The sequence below is a fragment of the Streptomyces sp. NPDC001709 genome (genome assembly GCF_053596375.1).
This window is the reverse complement of the sequence record NZ_JBSFGB010000026.1, coordinates 17,710-33,710: the sequence shown is the minus strand read 5'-3', so window position 1 is coordinate 33,710 and position 16,001 is coordinate 17,710. Positions and strand designations below refer to the sequence as shown.

Sequence of the window (16,001 nt, the reverse complement as noted above, 5' to 3'; positions counted from 1 at the left end):
GGCACCCGTGTTTTCACGGGTGCCCTGGAGGAATGCGGCGCGGTGGGCGCGAGGTCGGTCAGGCCGCCCGCTGCGACCTTGGGGTCGCGGCGGCCCACTCCATCACGAGGCGCTGGTACTGCGCGCGCTGCTCGGTGGTCAGTGTCCCGCCCGACCGGCGCCACAGGGCCCTGATCTCCTCGTTGACCTCCGCGGCCGATCGCGCAGAGCGCTCGGGGGCGGCTTCAACAGTGGTGGACATGCTGTGAAGCATATGCCGATCATCGTGAAGGCGCTGTGAGTAAGTACACGTGATACGGGCATTTCGGACGTGGTACTCATCACGTCAATGTGTCAAGCGTGAGGCGGGAGTTCACACCCGGCCCTCACCCAGTACAAGCACCTGAATCGCCGGCACGGCGGCGCCGCGCGCCCAGTCGTGGAAGTCGGAGACCTTCGTCTCCAGGCCTACCGGATCGGCGTGCGGATGCCGGTGGGCGCGGATGGTGTCGTGGACCGTGTTCCCGGCCACATCCATCAGGCCGACACCCTCTCCGGCGAGCAGGATCTTCTGCGGCATCGCGAAGTTGGCGATCTGTGCGACCAGGATGCCGAGGGCGCGCGCGGCCTCGTGGACGACCCGGGCGGCCATGGGTTCGCCGGCGGTGGCGCCGGCGAGGATCTCCTCGTAGGTGGTGTCGCGGCCGGTGGCGGCGCGGATCTGGTACTCGATGGCGGGGATGGTGAGCAACGACACGGCGCTGCCGCGTTCCCCGGTGGGGGTGAGCGGACCGTGCGGGTCGATGATCCAGTGCCGGCCGAAGCCGCGGCCGTCCTCGGCGAACGGCACGCGTCTGCCGCCCAGCACCAGCCCGTAGCCGATACCGGCACCGATGGTCAGGACGGCGAAGCGGTCGAGTCCGCGGCCCGCGCCGAACCAGGTCTCGGCTTCGACCAGGGCGGCCACGTCGTTCTCCACGACGACCGGCAGCCCGGTGCGCTCCTGGACCAGTGTGGCGAGCGGCACATCCCGCCAGCCGAGGAACGGCGACTCCGCGACCACGGCACGCTCGCGCACCAGGCCGCCGGCGCCGATGCCGATGCCCGCCGGGGCGGGGTGGCCCTCGGCCAGCTCGGCGGCCATCTCCGCGAGCAGTGCGGCGACCGCGCCCGGGTCGTGCGTGGCGGGGTGAAGGACATCAGCGAGCTGCTGGAGCCCAAGCCGACGCCGGCGCCCGGCGATCCGTCCCTGGCCCACATCGCGCCGGAGCTGCGGGCCTCCTTCACCTCGGGGTCGGCGCCGGTGCACGACCGCTCCAGGCTGCCCTGGGAGTTCGACCGGCTGCACAACGGCCACGAGGGCAGCCATCACTTCCTCGTGGACGACTTCGTCACCGCGGTCAACACTCGTTCGCTGCCCTCGGTGAACGCGTGGGTGGCCGCCCGCTACACCCTGCCGGGCATCATCGCGCACGAGTCGGCGCGGCAGGGCGGGGTCCGGCTCGCGATCCCCGACTTCGGGGACGCGCCGGAGGCGTGACGGCCCGGGCGGCGACGGCTCAGGTGCCCGGCTTGCGGCCGTAGACGAAGACGTCGTCGCCCGTCCTCAGCAGCGACCAGTACGCCTTGGCGTCCTTGGTCGTCATGTTGACGCAGCCGTGCGAGCCCGGCGGGTTCCACATGCTCAGGTTGACCGAGTGGAAGGCCTGGCCGCCGTCGAAGAACTGGCTGTAGGGCATCGGCACGTTGTAGACGGTCGAGACGTGGTCGATGTCCCGCCAGTAGATCTTCTTCAGGCCGGTGCGGGTGGTGTAGCCCTTGCGGCCGGTGCGCACGGGGACCGGTCCGTAGACGAGCTTCTTGCCGTCCTGGATCCAGCTCAGCTGGAGCGTGAGGTTCACACAGGCGATCCGGCCCTTGTCGACCGGGCACGCGCCGTCCTTGTTGGGGTCGTTCCCCACGGCCTTCTGCTTGTTCATCAGGTCCATCACGCCCCAGGTGACGGGCCCGGCATAGCCGATGGCGGGCGTGATGCCGTGCTTGTTCTGGAAGGCCTGGATGGCCTGGCAGTCGGCCCCGGACTGCTTGCCGTCGACCGGCCGGCCGAGGAACTTCTCCACCTGCTTCTGATACGGCCCCGTCTGCGTGGTGCAGCTCGCGGCCTGGGCCGGTGCCGCGGTGAAGGCGAGTGTGAGCGGCGCCACCAGTCCCGTCACGCCCAGCGCGACGACGCCCCGTCTGCGTTTGTCCCCCATCTGCAACCCCTTCTCCCCTGTTCGCCCAGGGCCTGCCCCGGGTGCTCCCCTGCGCGATGCCCGCGATCTCGGACTACTAGACCTGCGCGGAGGCGTGGGGGTTGTGTTTCCGGTCAGTCTGTGACGAAACGGTGAACTTCGTCACCGCGCAGCCGACCGGCGGGCAGCCTGCGGCCGTAGGCGACCAGCAACAGGTCCTGGCCGCGGCCGTACAGCGGCGCGCCCGAGCCGAAGGACCAGTCGAGGTCGTCCGCACACAGCCGTACGCCGGTGAGGTCGGTACCGAAGAGCCGGAAGGCCCGCGGGTCGACGGCGTCGAGGAGGATCCGCAGCCGGTCCTCGGGCACCGCGCGGTCCAGTCCCAGGGCGACGATGACGTCCAGGCCGTGCACGACGTCGTGCCCGAGGGCCGCGGCGAGACCGCCGACCGGGGGCGTCCAGGGGTGGTGGGCGTGGGTGCGCAGGAACCCGGCGAGTACGGCGTCCGGGTGGGCGGCCGTGTCTCGGCGGGCGAGCCGGTCGGTCATCCGGTTCAGGCTGCCACGCGCCTTGACCAGTTCCACCAGTACCTGTGCCGTCGGGTAGCGGAACCCCATCGACATGTGCGCCACGACCTCCCGCACCCGCCAGCCCACGCACAGACTGGGCGCGTTCCACTGCTCGGGTGTCAACGCCTCGAAGAGATCGGCCAGTTCTCGGCGCTCGGCGGCGATGGTGGTGGCCAGGGTGGCCCGGTCTGCTGTGCTGCGTGCTGCTTTCCCCATGCACCCAGGGTGTTGACCCCGCGGCCGGAAGTCCAAGACATGATCCTTCTCGCATCTAGCATGATCCGTTATGGAGCTGAGGCAGCTGCGGTACTTCGTGACGGTGGTGGAGGAGGCCGGGTTCACCCGGGCCGCCGAACGGCTGCATCTGGCCCAGCCCGGGCTGAGCGCGCAGATACGGCAGCTGGAGCGGGAGCTGGGCCAGCCGCTGCTGGACCGCTCGGGCCGCTCGGTGCGGCTCACGGAGGTGGGTGAGGCCGTGCTGCCGTATGCGCGGGCGGCGCTCGCGGCCGTCGACGGGGTGCGGCAGGCGGTGGAGGAGTACACGGGGCTGCTGCGCGGCCGGGTCGCCGTCGGTCTCGTCCCCGGCACCCTCGCGCACGCCTTCGATGTGTCCGGGCAGCTGGCGGTCTTCCACGACGCGCATCCTCAGGTGGAGGTCACCCTCATCGAGGACACCTCGGACCGGATGCTGGCGGCGCTGCGCCGGGGCGAGCTGGATCTCGCGGTCGTCGGCGTCGCGGAGGAGGTTCCACCGCCGGGCGTCGCTCTGCACGTGGTGATCGAGGAGCCGCTGGTCGTGGCGGCCGTCCCTGGGCATGCCCTGCTCGTGGAGTTCGACGGTGCCGGCGCCGTTCCGCCGACGGCCCTGCGCGGGCACCGGCTGATCAGCCTGCCGCACGGGACCGGGATGCGCGGTGTCCTGGAACGGCTGTGTGCCGAGGCCGGCTTCCGCCCGCATGTCGCGTTCGAGGCGGCGACGCCGGACGCGTTGTGCCGGCTGGCGGCTCGCGGCCTGGGGGTCGCGCTGCTGCCCGGCCTCGGCCACCGGACCGGCCTCACGACCTTGCCTGTCGACGCCCCGGGCGCACGCGGCCGAGTGGCCCTCGCCTGGCGCGCGGAAGGGCCGATGACTCCGGCGGCGGGAGAACTTCTGGGACGGTTGCGCAAGGGGATGGGCGGGGGCGGCTGAGCGCTGTGGGGGCTCTGACCATGGCCGGGTGCGGGTACGTCGTGGTCGCTCGCGCGGTTCCCCGCGCCCCTAGGGCCTGTCGTCACATTCCCGTCTGCTCACCGGTGCCGCGCTGCTGCGTGGAAGCCGGTGTTCACCGCGGTGAGTCCGCCGTCGACCACCAGTGTGGTGCCGGTGATCCAGGCGGCGTCGCGGGAGGCGAGGAAGGCGACCGCGGCGGCGATGTCCTCGGGCTCGCCGATCCGGCCGAGCGGGTACAGCGTGCGGATCGCGTCGAGTTCGTCCTCCCGCCCCTCCCACGCGGAGGTGCGGACCGTGCCCGGCACCACGAGGTTCACCCGCACGCCCCGGGCCGCCGCGTGCCCGGCGAGGGTGCGGGTCAGCGAGCCGAAGCCGGCCTTGGCCGCGCTGTAGGCGTGGTTGCCGAAGTCCTGCAGGCCGTTGACGGAGCCGATGCCGACGATCGCGCCGCGCCCGGAGGCGGCGAGGTGGGGCAGGGCGGCGCGGCAGCAGCGGTAGGCGCCGGTGAGGGTGATGTCGAGGTCGAGGGCCCATGCGTCGTCGGGGTCGTCCTCGAAGAGCGGGACGTCCGGGTGCAGTGGGCGGCGCAGTTGACCAGCACGTCGAGCGAGCCGAACGCGGCGACGGCGTGGGCGACGGCCGCCTCCACCGAGGCGCGGTCGGCGATGTCGCACGCCAACGCCTCGGCGGTGAGGCCCTGTTGGCGCAGACCGGCGGCGGTCCGCTCGGCCTCGGGCAGGTCCTGGTCGGTGACCAGGACCTGCCCACCCTCCTCGGCGAGCCTCCTCGCGACGGCGGCGCCGATACCGCGGGCCGCGCCCGTGACGAGAACTCCGTGTCCTGCGAAGCGGGTGTGATCGGTCATGGGCTGACCGTACGGTCCCGCGGGCGTCCTTTCAGCGGTATCCGCTGACGTCGGCCGGCTTGCCCGCGTCCTGCACCTCGACCAGGTAGCGCCAGGCGTCGGGGCGGCTGCCGTCGAGGTCGGTGAAGCCGTACTCCTGGGCGAGCCCGCCGCTGGACAACGACTGCCCGTTGAAACGGGCCACGTCGGGGTCTGCGGCCAGCGCGGCGACGGCGCGGCCGACGAAGCGCGGGGTCTCGGAGATGGCGAAGTGCGGTGCGCGGGCGAGGGCGTCGCGCCAGTTGTCCTCGCGGACGCCGTACGCGTCGAGCATCAGCTCCGAGCGCAGCCAGCCCGGGGTCAGGGCGACGGCGGTGGCGCCACGCGGGCCGAGCTCGTGGCCGAGGGCGAAGGCCATGCGCAGGACGGAGGCCTTGGCGAGGTCGTAGAAGAAGTTCACGCGGTAGGTGTCGCGGTTGTAGTCGGCGGTGCCGTCGGTCATTTCCACGACCAGGCCGCCGGGCCGGCGCAGCAGGAGCGGCAGCGCGAAGTGGCTGGTGATGGCATGGGTCTCGACCGCGAGCCGCAGCAGTCTGAGGCCGCCCGCGAGGTTGTGCTCCCAGACCGGTGTGTCCCACTCGAAGAGTCTCTCGCCGCCCCAGATGTCGTTGACGAGGAGGTCGAGGCGGCCCTGTTCGCCGTCGATGCGGTCCACCAGGGCTTGTACGGCGGAGGTATCCAGATGGTCGGTGGCGACGGCGATGCCGTGTCCGCCGGCGGCGTCGACGAGGTCGGCGGTGTCCTCGATGGTCTCGGGGCGGTCGTACTCCGAGCGGCGCTCGCGTGTGCTGCGGCCGGTGACGTAGACGGTGGCGCCGGCCGCGCCGAGCTCCACGGCGATGCCGCGTCCGGCGCCCCGGGTCGCACCCGCGACCAGCGCCACCTTGCCCTTGAGTGGTCCTGACATGTCCGGCCTCCCGTGTGCTGTGAACTGCTGTCGCCGTCCACTGTCACGGGAAAGCCGGACATCCTCTGTCGGGATTGCCGGCCTGGTGTCAGTGTCCGCGTCTGATCCACTCGTCCAGGTGGGGTGCTTCCGCGCCGATGGTGGTGGGGTCGCCGTGGCCGGTGAGGACCTTGGTCTCCGGCGGGAGGGTGAGGAGCTTGTTCCGGATGGAGTCGATGATCGTCGGGAAGTGGGAGTAGGAGCGTCCGGTGGCGCCCGGGCCGCCCCGGAAGAGGGTGTCCCCGGTGAAGACGGTGGCGAGCGCGGGGTCGTAGAGGCAGACGGCGCCGGGGGCGTGGCCGGGGGTGTGGAGCACGGTCAGGTCGGCGCCGGCCGCCTCGATGACCTGGCCGTCGAGGAGGTGCCGGTCGGGGTCGCGGTGCGGGTGGGTCGTCTTCCACAGCGGCAGATCGTCGGGGTGCAGCCAGATGGTGGCGCCGGTGCGGTCGGCGAGTTCGGGTGCGGCGTTGACGTGGTCGTTGTGGGCGTGCGTGCACACGATGGCGATCAGCCGGCGGTCGTCGACGGCGCGGGCGATGGCATCGGCGTCGTGGGCGGCGTCGATGACGATCACCTCACGCTCGTCGCCGACGATCCACACGTTGTTCTCGACCTCCCAGGTGCCGCCGTCGAGGGTGAACTGCCCGGAGGTGACGAGGCGTTCGATGCGTACGGTCATCACAGCACCACCACCGAGCGCAGCACGTCGCCGTGGTGCATCCGCTCGAACGCCTTCTCCACCTCGTCGAGCTGGATGGTCTCGGTGACGAACGCGTCGAGCGGCAGCCGGCCCTGCAGGTGCAGGTCGATGAGCATGGGGAAGTCGCGGGAGGGCAGGCAGTCGCCGTACCAGCTCGATTTCAGGGCGCCGCCGCGGCCGAAGACGTCCAGCAGGGGCAGTTCGAGCTTCATCTCGGGCGTGGGGACGCCGACGAGGACGACGGTGCCGGCGAGGTCGCGGGCGTAGAAGGCCTGCTTGTACGTCTCCGGGCGGCCGACCGCCTCGATCACGACGTCGGCGCCGAAGCCGCCGGTCAGCTCGCGGATCGCCTCGACCGGGTCGGTCTCCTTGGAGTTGACGGTGTGGGTGGCGCCCAGGGTGCGGGCCTTGTCCAGCTTGCGGTCGTCGATGTCCACGGCGATGATCTTCGCCGCGCCGGCGAGGTTCGATCCGGCGATGGCCGCGTCGCCGACGCCGCCGCACCCGATGACCGCGACGGAGTCACCGCGGCCGACGCCACCGGTGTTGATCGCGGCGCCGATCCCGGCCATGACGCCGCAGCCCAGCAGGCCGGCGACCGCCGGGGAGACGGCCGGGTCGACCTTGGTGCACTGGCCGGCGGCGACGAGGGTCTTCTCGGCGAACGCGCCGATGCCGAGGGCCGGGGACAACTCCTGCCCGGTGGCCGCGAGGGTCATCTTCTGCCGGGCGTTGTGGGTGTTGAAGCAGTACCAGGGGCGACCGCGCAGACAGGCCCGGCAGGCACCGCACACCGCACGCCAGTTGAGGACGACGAAGTCGCCGGGTGCCACGTCGGTCACGCCGTCGCCGACCGACTCCACGACACCGGCGGCCTCGTGACCGAGCAGGAAGGGGAAGTCGTCCGAGATGCCACCCTGCTTGTAGTGCAGATCGGTATGACAGACACCGCAGGCCTGGACGCGCACCACGGCTTCGCCGGGCCCGGGATCCGGCACCACGATCGTCTCGACCCGGACCGGCTCGTCCTTCCCCGGTGCGATCACGCCGCGTACTTCCTGCGCCACGGTCTGGCCCCTTCCTCGATTGTCTTCGCTGCCGACCCTACGCGCGACCGATCGGCAGCGGGGCGGACCACGACGGGCACCGCGGATCTTTCCGGCCACCGGCCGGGCGTGATTCCTCCGTAAGAAATACACCTCCCTCTGGTAAGAATTTGATCGAATAACGTCATTCCATGATGGCAATCTTTTTGCAGGGTGCATGAGTTTGCCTGGTGTGTGCTTCGGCCTGACCATGCCTCAATGGGGGCATGCCCATCGAAGGCCGCAATGGACGTACCGCATTCCTTTTCTCGGGCGGTGCCGCACCGCGCCCCGGAACAGGGCGTGAACTCCTGGACGCATTCCCGGTGTTCGCCGACGCGCTGGACGACATCTGCGCGCGTCTCGATCCGTATCTCGAACTCCCGTTGAAATGCGTGATGTTCGCCGGCGCCGGCACGCGTACGGCCGCGCTGCTGGGCCGGGAGTCGTTCGCCGGGCCGGCGGTCTTCGCGCTTCAGGTGGCGCAGTACCGGCTGCTGGGCAGCTGGGGGGTGCGGCCGGACGTGGTGTTCGGGCAGGCGGCCGGGCGGATGGCCGCCGCGTACGCCGCGGGCGTCTTCTCCCTGGCGGACGCCTGCCACGCGGCCGGTACCCTGGCCCGCCTCCTGGACGGCCCGGCGGACCCGGCGCCGCACTCCTCCCGGCTGGACGGCATCCTCGACGCCTACGGCCGTACCCTCGCCACACTCCACCCGCGTGCGCCGCGTCTCCCGCTCGTCTGCGACGTCACCGCCCGCCCGGTGGGCGCCGAGACCGCCGAGCCGGAGTTCTGGGTGCGGCGTGCGCCGCTGCGCTTCGCGGAGACCGTCGAGATACTCCACCACGACGGGGTCCGCAACTGGCTGGAACTGGGCCCTGGAGACCGGCTCACCCGCCTGCTCCCGCGCTGCCTCCCGGACCACCTTCCGGACGGCACGACCTCGGCTTTCGCCCTGTCCCGCGACTGGGCGGCACTACGCTCGGGCCCGAGCCTCGACCCCGGAGCCACGCCGGGCTGAGGACTGCGGCCGGGAGGAATTCCCGAGTCCGGGCACGGGGGCCGGTACCGCCCCCCTGTGCGGCGCCGCATGCCGGAACGGCCCTCATGTGCGTCGCCGTATGCCGGGACGACCGCCATGTCCGTGGCCGGGACGATCCTCGCGTGCGTCGCCGCATGCCAGGACGACCCTCGTGTACGTCGCCGCATGCCGGGACGGCCATCATGTGCGTGCCCACGGCCGAGACCACCCTCACGCGCGTCGCCCCATGCCAGGACCGCCCCCATGTGCCTGCCCTTCCGCCAGGACGACCATCACGTCCGCGCCCACAGCCGAAACCACCCTCACGCGCGGCGCCCCACGCCAGGACGACCCCCATGTGCGTGCTCCTCGGCCAGGACGGCCCCCACGGGCATGAGTGGCTTGGGCCGTGACGGCCGGCGGCTGGCGGGCTCGTCCGTCAGGGGTGCCACGAGGGCGGTGATCGGGTGCGGCTCGTCCGGCTCAGGGCGCGCACCTGTCCGGGGACCCGCGGGGCCCGTGCCCTGCGCACGGCGGAGCCCCTGGGCTGCGCTTGCCGTGGATGGCGGGCCGGAGGAGTCTGAGGGTGGGAGTTCGCGCGGTCCGCGCCCCGCCGGGCCGCAGGCGCCCGAAGGAGGTCACGATGGGCAGCGCGACAGGTTCCGCCTTCGACACCGAGACACTGCGCCGGGGCATAGAAGGGAACACCGGGAACACCCTTCTGTCGCTCTACGCCGACGACGCGGAGATCCGTATCGTCGACCACAACCACCAGCCCAGCCACCCCACCGTCCTGCGCGGCCGGGGCCAGATCGCCGAGTTGCTGGACGACATCTACAGCCGCGACATGACACACAAGCTGGACCGGTGCGTCGTGCAGGGTGATCACGCCGCGTTCACCGAGTCCTGTCAGTACGGGGACGGCACCCGGGTCCTCGCCGAGTCGATGGTCACGTTGCGGGACGGCAAGATAGCCGACCAGTTGATCATCCAGGCCTGGGACGAGTAGGCACCCGCCGGCATGACAGGCGCCGGAAGGAGATTCGCGAGGGTCCAGGTCACCTCCCGGCTGACCTGGACCTTCTCGGCTCGGGCGAGCCTGGGACGGCTGCCCCGGGCTCGCCCTCGACGGCGAGCACCAGCTTCCGCAGCAGGTCTGCCAGTGTCGTGCGCTCTGCTTCGGTCAGCACGGAGAGCAGCGCGCCTTCGCCCGCGTCCTCCGCTGCCGCGTGTGCCTCGAAGGCGGCGTGGCCGGCCTCGGTGAGCCGGACCCGCACGCGCCGGCGGTCGCCGGTCTCGTGGGTCCGCGCGATCAGACCCGCCTCCTCGATCGGGCCCAGCCGGGCCGACAGCGCGCCCCTGGTCAGCCCCAGCCGCTCGGCGAGCAGGGACGGACTGGACTCGTACGGCGGCCCCGACCTGCGCAGCGTCAGCAGGACCTTGTACTGCCAGTACTTCAGGCCGTCGGCGTCCAGCACCTCCCGGCGGGCCTGCGAGGCGTGCCGGGCGACGATCATCAGCCGGGCGGCGATGGCCTCCCGTACCGGGTCCAGCCAGTCCAGCTCACGCGCCCAGACGGCCACATGCCGGTCCACCGAGTCCTGCACTGCCTGCCTCCCGCAGTAGTTTTCTTGTGGATCATTTTTCGGATAATTACTTTGCCGCACATGACACATGCCGCACACGCTTTCGTGGATGTCGACCAACTTCTCCGCGCCGCACGTGAGTTGAGCACCGCAGGCCGCTGGGAGCGGGCCGCGCTGCTCCTGGACGCGGTCACCGCCGACGACCCCGCCGACCGCGCGCGGCTCGTCCGGGCCCGCGCCGAAGTCGCCCTGGACCGGGACTGGTTCGCCGGGACCGACACCGCGGCCGCCCGGATCGAGGCGGCCGAGCGGGAGTTCCCGGACGGCGACTGGGACACCGGCTTCCTCCGGCTCAGACACACCTACGCCCGGCTGCTCCACGTCGCCGGTACCTTGCACATCGGCCCTACGGGCAAGGATCCCGAGGCGCTCGCCGCCCTGCGCGACCGGGCGCGGGACCTGTACGACGCGGCCCCGGACGAGGTGCGCCGGGGCTGGGCGGCGCACTACCGCGGGCTGATCGCGGACAATCACTTCGCCGACCGTACGGCCGCCGCCGGGCACTATGCGCGGGCCCTGCATGCCGGGGAGGACGGCACCGACGATCTGCTGGCCCGCGAGGCGCTGCGGCACCTCGGGGACCAGGACCACGACTCCGGCGACCACGAGCGGGCCCAGGAGCGCTGGCGGCGGGCCACCGCGCTCGGCGCCCGGGCCGGCGCCGTACGCGGCACCCTCTCCCAGCAGTTGTTGCTCGCGGTACTGGCCCGGGACACGGGCGACGAGGCGGGCGCGGCGGCGCTGGCCACGGAGATCGTCCGCTGGGCGGAGGCCATCGGCGCCGACCGGCTGCGGGCGGGGGCGGCCGCGTTCCTGGCCGGCGCTGACCCCACGGCACCGGGCCCGGCCGGGACGGACACACCGACTCCGGTCCTGACCAGGACGGACACGCCGACACCAAGCCCGGCAGCAACGACCACACCGACACCAAGCCCGGCCGCAACGAACACACCAACACCGGAGCCGACCGCGCCGGACCCAGCGGCATCCGCGCCGGCGGCACCGGACACAGCAACACCCAACCCCGCCTCACAAGACGCGGCGCCATCAGCCCCGGCGGTCCCGGCCCGGGCGGCGGCTGCCCCCGCCACGCAGGACCTGCCGGCACCGCCCCTGGAGGCCCCCCTCCCGACAGGCCCGACCCCGAAGGCACCCGCACGCCCCACAGGCCCGGCCGCGAAGGCCTCCGTACCGGACGCCCAGGCCTGACGGCACCGCGGCTCGCTCATGACACCGGGCCCCGCCGCACCGACCCCGGTGGGCGGGGCCCGAGAGCCATACGCGCCCTCGGTTAGGCTGTACCCGGGCCGTGACTGGCGCTGAGGTGGAGTACCACCGGGGAGCGGTCCGTGGTGGATGCCGCGCGCCTGGGCGAGAGAGTCGATCCAGCTCAGGAGTGTGCAGCATGACCCAGGCCCGTCTCATGGACGGCACCGCCCTCGCCCGCCGTATCGTCGAGGACACCGCGAAGAAGGCAGCCGGGCTGACCGAACGGACCGGCACCGCGCCCTGTCTCGCGACCGTGCTCGTCGGTGCAGATCCGGCGTCCGTGACCTATGTCCGCATGAAGCAGAACCGCTGCCGCAAGGCGGGGATCGCCTCCCGGCACGTGGCCCTGCCCGCCACCACCTCCACCGGCGAACTGGTCGGCACCCTGCGGGAGTTGTCGGCCGACGCGGCCGTGCACGGCATTCTGCTCCAGCACCCGGTGGGCGATTCGCTCGACGAGCGGGCCGCGTTCGAGGCGATCGCGCCGGAGAAGGACGTCGACGGCGTCACCTTCGCCTCCTTCGCCACGATGAGCTTCGGCCTGCCGGGCTTCGTCTCCTGCACGCCCGGCGGCATCCTGCGGCTGCTGGACGAGTACGGCGTCGACCCCGCGGGGAAGCGCGCCGTGGTCGTGGGCCGCAGCGCGATCCTCGGCAAGCCGGTGGGCATGCTGCTGCTGGCGCGGGACGCGACCGTCACGTACTGCCACTCGCGCACCCGGGACCTGTCGGCGGCCGTACGCGAGGCGGACATCGTCGTCGCCGCCGTGGGCCGGCCGCGGCTGATCCGCGGTCAGGACATCAAGCCCGGCGCCGTCGTGATCGACGCGGGCTACAACCCGGGCAACGTCGGCGATGTCGACTTCGACTCCGCCGTGGAGCGGGCCTCACTGATCACGCCGGTGCCGGGCGGTGTCGGACCCATGACGATCGCCACCCTGCTGGAGCAGACCGTCGAGGCCGCCACCCGGCAGCTCGGCGTGTGATCACGTAGCCCCGGTCAGGTCCTGGACCACTTCTGGTTGGCGCCGCCGTTGCAGCTCCACAGCACCAGCGACGTGCCGTTGCCGGTACCGGCGTCGTACGCGTCCAGGCACAGGCCGGCGTGGACGTTGGTGAGGCTGCCGTCGGCGTTCGCCGTCCACTTCTGGTTGTCCTGGCCGTTGCAGTCCCAGATCACCACCTTGGTGCCGTCGGTGGTGCCGAGGTTGTAGGCGTCGAGGCACTTGTCGCCGTAGACGACGAGCTCCTTGCGGGAGGTGTATGTCCAGGCCTGGTTGGCTCCGCCGTTGCAGTCCCACAGCTCGGCCTGGGTACCGTTGGTGATCGTGTTGTCGTAGACGTCCGCACAGCGGCCGGACTGCTTGCCGACCAGCAGGGTGCCGTCGGTGCCCGGGACGGGTCTGACGGTGAGGGCGCCGAGGGCCGGACCGCCGGTCAGGGTGAGGGAGTTGGCGGATCCCTTGGTGAGATCGGCCTGGACCGAGACCGTGCCCTGGGCCGAGCCGGTCGGCGGGAAGGAGACCGTGGTCGCCGTCTGCCCGTTGACCTGGAGTGTGCCGGCGACCGCCGTGGAGCCGGTGTTGGTGTAGGCGATGTCGACCACGTTCAGGCCGGTGCTCGCGGCGCTCACGCCCGTGTAATGGCCGGTGGAGGTTGCGCTGTAATCGCCGCCCGCCGTCTCGGTGCCGCTCACCTTGAGCATCACCGAGCCGCCCGCCGGTACACGGGTGGTGTAGCTCGTGGCGTACGACCCGAGGTCCTGCCGCGCCCACAGGTCACGCACGGTGGCCGGAGCGCCGGTCAGGCCGAGATCGGACCAGCGGACGGTGATGTCCTGTGCGGCGGAGGTGCGGTTGAGCAGGACGACGGCCCGGTTGCCGGTGCCGGAGAGGACCTTGCCGTAGACCTGGAGTCCGGTGGTGTCCTCGGCGACCTTGACGCCCTGCAGGCCGCGCGGGTCCTGGTCGACGGCGACGACGTCGGGGTTCTTCAGGATCGCCGCCGTCTCGCCGGACATGGTGGTGAGGTCGTTGCCGGCCAGCAGCGGGGCGCCGGAGATCGCCCACAGGGCCATGTGGGTGCGGTTCTGCGCGGCGGTGAGGCCGGGCATGCCGACCATCAGCATGTCGGGGTCGTTGTAGGAGCCGGTGTGCTGGGCGGCGGGGTGCAGGGCCTGGTCGAAGTTGGACAGCATGCTGGTCTGCGAGGGCGCGTTGCCGTAGTAGATGATGTCCGTGCTGGTCCGCCACATGGGGGCGAGGCCCGGCGCCCAGTTCCAGGGGTTCTGCTTGCCCCAGTTGCACACGGAGAGGGTGAGCGGGCGGCCGGTGGTCGCGGCGGCCTTGGCGACGGCGGAGCTGATCGCCTTGTACGTCGTCGCCGCGTCCAGTCCCTCGGCGTCGCCGCCGCACCAGTCGACCTTGACGAAGTCGAAGCCCCACTTCGAGAACTGGAGCATGTCCTGGTCGTAGTGGCCCTCGCTGCCGGTGTTCGGGGCGGCCGGGCGGCCGGTCGGGTAGTAGTAGCCGCAGCCGTTCTTGCCGGCGTCGGTGTAGATGCCGGCCTTCAGGCCCTTGCTGTGGATGTAGTCGGCGATGGCGCTCATGCCGCCGGGCCACTCACCGGTGTCGACGGTGATGTTGCCGTCGCTGTCGCGGGTGCCCTGCCACCAGCCCTCGTCGATGTTGATGTACTTGTATCCGGCGTCCGGAAGTCCGGCCGCCGCGAACGCGTCGGCCTGCTTCTTGATGACGCTGTAGTCGATCTTCGCGGCGAAGCTGTTCCAGGAGGCCCAGCCCATCGGCGCGGTGGGCACGGGGATCTGACGGCCCGTCGCCGCGCGGGCCGGACCAGGCTGGGCGAAGAGCAGGGCGGCGGCCACGGTGAGGGCCAGGACGAGCGCGCGTACGGCGGCGTTGCGACGCCGGTGTACGACGGCTTCGGCGATCGGACGGGGTGGGGGGTACATCGGCGCCTCCGCGAGCGGAACGGGACTCCAGCAGATCGACATCGCTGATCGGTATCTCGAACATGGATCGGTGAACCGAACACACTGCGCGCCGACCGTAGAGCCGCCCGAGGTTCAAGTCAACGGCTGCGACAGGTGTGAACCCGCCGCTGTGGCCGGGTTGTTGGGTCCGCGCGGGGCGGAATACCGACATACTGGCCGTCGTGCGCGTTGCGATCATGTCGGCGGGATCCCGGGGCGATGTGGCCCCCTACACCGGACTGGGGCACCGGCTCGCCGGGGCCGGGCACGAGGTCACCCTGGTCACCCACGCCCGCTTCGAGCCGCTGGTGGCGGGCTCCGGCGTACGGTTCCACGCACTGCCGGTCGACCCCCTGGCGGTGCTGGAGTCCCCGCGCGGCCGGGGCCTGCACCGCAGTGCCGGCGGCGCCGGGAAGCTGCTGCGGGTGGTGGATCTGGCACGACGGCTGGTCGGGCGGATGACCGAGGACCTGCTCGCGGCGGCCCGGGACGCCGAGGTCCTGCTGCTGTCCGCGTCGCTTGCCCCGCTCGGGCACGCGATCGGCGAGGGACTGCGGGTGCCGAGCATGGGCGTGTATCTGCAACCCATCGCCGCCACGGGGGAGTTCGCGCCCGCGGTGCTCGGCGGCGGCCGCTGGGGCGGGACGGCCAACAGGCTCGCCGGTCACGGTGTGAGCCTCGCCGTGGAGCACGTCTTCGCGGCCACCGTACCCGGGGTGCGCGCCCGGCTCGGGCTGCCTCCGGTGCGGGCCGGTGCCGCGCGGCGGGCCCGGGAGCGGCGGCACTGGCCGGTGCAGCACGGCTTCAGCCCCCTCGTGGTGCCCCGGCCCCGGGACTGGCGGGCCGGCCTCACGGTGAGCGGCTACTGGTGGCCGTACGACACGGAGACGCAACTCCCGGGCATTCTGCGGGAGTTCCTCGACTCCGGTCCGGCGCCGGTGTTCGTCGGGCTGGGCAGCGCCACGGTGCCGGACGCCGGCCGGCTGAGTGCGCAGGTGGTCGCGGCGCTGCGGCGGGCCGGGCTGCGCGGGGTGATCCAGCGCGGGTGGGGCGGGCTCGCGGGCGACGGCGACGACATGCTGACCATCGGCGACGTGCCGCACGCGCTGCTCTTCCCACGGATGGCAGCGGTGGTTCACCACGCGGGCGCGGGGACGACCGCGGCGGGGCTGCGCGCCGGGGTGCCGGCCGTGCCGGTGCCGGTCCAGTTCGACGCGGGGTTCTGGTCCGCCCGGCTGGTCGCGCTGGGGGTCGCCCCGGACGTCGTACCGCTGCGCCGCATGACCGTGGACGCCCTGGCCTCGGCGCTGGTACGGGCCACCCGTGAGCCGGCGTACCGGGAGCGGGCACGCGCTCTGGGGGCCCGCATCCGCGACGAGGACGGCGCGGCCCCGGTACTGGCGGCACTGGACCGGCTCGGCGGCTGACGCGTCCGCCGGAGCCGGCCAG

At 72.2% G+C, this 16,001-nt stretch carries 14 protein-coding genes, 3 pseudogenes and 1 riboswitch; of the genes and pseudogenes, 7 read left to right on the top strand and 10 right to left on the bottom strand.

Going from position 1 to position 16,001, the window contains the following annotated elements:
* Positions 1-58 precede the first annotated feature (58 nt).
* Together ACWC0C_RS31865 and ACWC0C_RS31860 are read right to left on the bottom strand one after the other, a co-directional pair.
* A complete protein-coding gene (locus ACWC0C_RS31865) occupies positions 59-253 on the bottom strand; it encodes a hypothetical protein (protein ID WP_449194012.1) in 195 nt (64 codons plus the stop codon).
* 99 nt (positions 254-352) lie between these two features.
* A pseudogene (locus ACWC0C_RS31860) lies at positions 353-1,162 on the bottom strand (ROK family protein); the annotation flags it as partial.
* Between the two features lie 3 nt (positions 1,163-1,165).
* On the opposite strand from ACWC0C_RS31860, the pseudogene ACWC0C_RS31855 reads away from it, so the two are divergent.
* Positions 1,166-1,519, top strand: a pseudogene (locus ACWC0C_RS31855) (gfo/Idh/MocA family oxidoreductase); the annotation flags it as partial.
* A 19-nt stretch (positions 1,520-1,538) separates the two neighbouring features.
* On the opposite strand, the gene ACWC0C_RS31850 reads toward ACWC0C_RS31855, so the two are convergent.
* On the bottom strand, positions 1,539-2,234 hold the full coding sequence (locus ACWC0C_RS31850) for a L,D-transpeptidase family protein (protein WP_450867516.1): 696 nt from the start codon (positions 2,232-2,234) through the stop codon (positions 1,539-1,541).
* Positions 2,235-2,347: 113 nt separating this feature from the next.
* Positions 2,348-2,998, bottom strand: coding sequence for a maleylpyruvate isomerase family mycothiol-dependent enzyme (locus tag ACWC0C_RS31845; RefSeq protein ID WP_449194009.1), 651 nt, complete (start codon positions 2,996-2,998; stop codon positions 2,348-2,350).
* A gap of 70 nt (positions 2,999-3,068) precedes the next feature.
* Between ACWC0C_RS31845 and ACWC0C_RS31840 the strand changes: the two genes are divergently transcribed.
* Positions 3,069-3,971 carry a LysR family transcriptional regulator gene (locus ACWC0C_RS31840; protein ID WP_450867514.1) on the top strand — a complete coding sequence of 301 codons (903 nt, stop codon included), beginning with the start codon at positions 3,069-3,071 and terminating at the stop codon, positions 3,969-3,971.
* Between the two features lie 98 nt (positions 3,972-4,069).
* Here ACWC0C_RS31840 and ACWC0C_RS31835 read toward each other — a convergent pair.
* The 4 genes and pseudogenes from ACWC0C_RS31835 to ACWC0C_RS31820 form a co-directional block, all read right to left on the bottom strand.
* Positions 4,070-4,857, bottom strand: a pseudogene (locus ACWC0C_RS31835) (SDR family NAD(P)-dependent oxidoreductase).
* A gap of 31 nt (positions 4,858-4,888) precedes the next feature.
* Positions 4,889-5,803: an SDR family oxidoreductase gene (locus tag ACWC0C_RS31830; protein WP_450867512.1), complete on the bottom strand. Its 915-nt coding sequence runs from the start codon at positions 5,801-5,803 to the stop codon at positions 4,889-4,891.
* Between the two features lie 88 nt (positions 5,804-5,891).
* Positions 5,892-6,521, bottom strand: coding sequence for an MBL fold metallo-hydrolase (locus ACWC0C_RS31825; RefSeq protein ID WP_449194005.1), 630 nt, complete (start codon positions 6,519-6,521; stop codon positions 5,892-5,894).
* Positions 6,521-7,609: an S-(hydroxymethyl)mycothiol dehydrogenase gene (locus ACWC0C_RS31820; protein ID WP_450867510.1), complete on the bottom strand. Its 1,089-nt coding sequence runs from the start codon at positions 7,607-7,609 to the stop codon at positions 6,521-6,523. The genes ACWC0C_RS31825 and ACWC0C_RS31820 overlap by 1 nt, the downstream gene beginning before the upstream one ends.
* A 245-nt stretch (positions 7,610-7,854) precedes the next feature.
* Here ACWC0C_RS31820 and ACWC0C_RS31815 point away from each other — a divergent pair, with 245 nt between their 5' ends.
* Entirely contained in the window at positions 7,855-8,646 is a 792-nt protein-coding gene (locus ACWC0C_RS31815; protein WP_450867508.1) for an acyltransferase domain-containing protein, read from the top strand.
* A 643-nt stretch (positions 8,647-9,289) separates the two neighbouring features.
* Positions 9,290-9,655 (top strand): nuclear transport factor 2 family protein, encoded by a 366-nt coding sequence (locus ACWC0C_RS31810; protein ID WP_449194002.1) that lies wholly within the window; start codon positions 9,290-9,292, stop codon positions 9,653-9,655.
* A gap of 49 nt (positions 9,656-9,704) precedes the next feature.
* Here ACWC0C_RS31810 and ACWC0C_RS31805 read toward each other — a convergent pair whose 3' ends face one another.
* Entirely contained in the window at positions 9,705-10,253 is a 549-nt protein-coding gene (locus ACWC0C_RS31805; protein WP_449194001.1) for a MarR family winged helix-turn-helix transcriptional regulator, read from the bottom strand.
* A gap of 60 nt (positions 10,254-10,313) precedes the next feature.
* Between ACWC0C_RS31805 and ACWC0C_RS31800 the strand changes: the two genes are divergently transcribed.
* Entirely contained in the window at positions 10,314-11,501 is a 1,188-nt protein-coding gene (locus tag ACWC0C_RS31800; protein WP_450867506.1) for a hypothetical protein, read from the top strand.
* A 90-nt stretch (positions 11,502-11,591) separates the two neighbouring features.
* Positions 11,592-11,672, top strand: a riboswitch (ZMP/ZTP riboswitch).
* Between the two features lie 25 nt (positions 11,673-11,697).
* The gene (locus ACWC0C_RS31795; protein WP_450867504.1) at positions 11,698-12,546 is read left to right on the top strand and encodes a bifunctional 5,10-methylenetetrahydrofolate dehydrogenase/5,10-methenyltetrahydrofolate cyclohydrolase; all 849 of its coding nucleotides are present in this window, start codon (positions 11,698-11,700) and stop codon (positions 12,544-12,546) included.
* 14 nt (positions 12,547-12,560) lie between these two features.
* On the opposite strand, the gene ACWC0C_RS31790 is transcribed toward ACWC0C_RS31795, so the two are convergent.
* Complete coding sequence (locus ACWC0C_RS31790; protein WP_450867503.1) at positions 12,561-14,531, bottom strand: ricin-type beta-trefoil lectin domain protein; 1,971 nt, start codon at positions 14,529-14,531, stop codon at positions 12,561-12,563.
* 218 nt (positions 14,532-14,749) lie between these two features.
* On the opposite strand from ACWC0C_RS31790, the gene ACWC0C_RS31785 reads away from it, so the two are divergent.
* Positions 14,750-15,979, top strand: a complete 1,230-nt coding sequence (locus ACWC0C_RS31785) for a glycosyltransferase (RefSeq protein WP_450867621.1) — start codon at positions 14,750-14,752, stop codon at positions 15,977-15,979.
* The last annotated feature ends 22 nt before the right edge of the window (positions 15,980-16,001 follow it).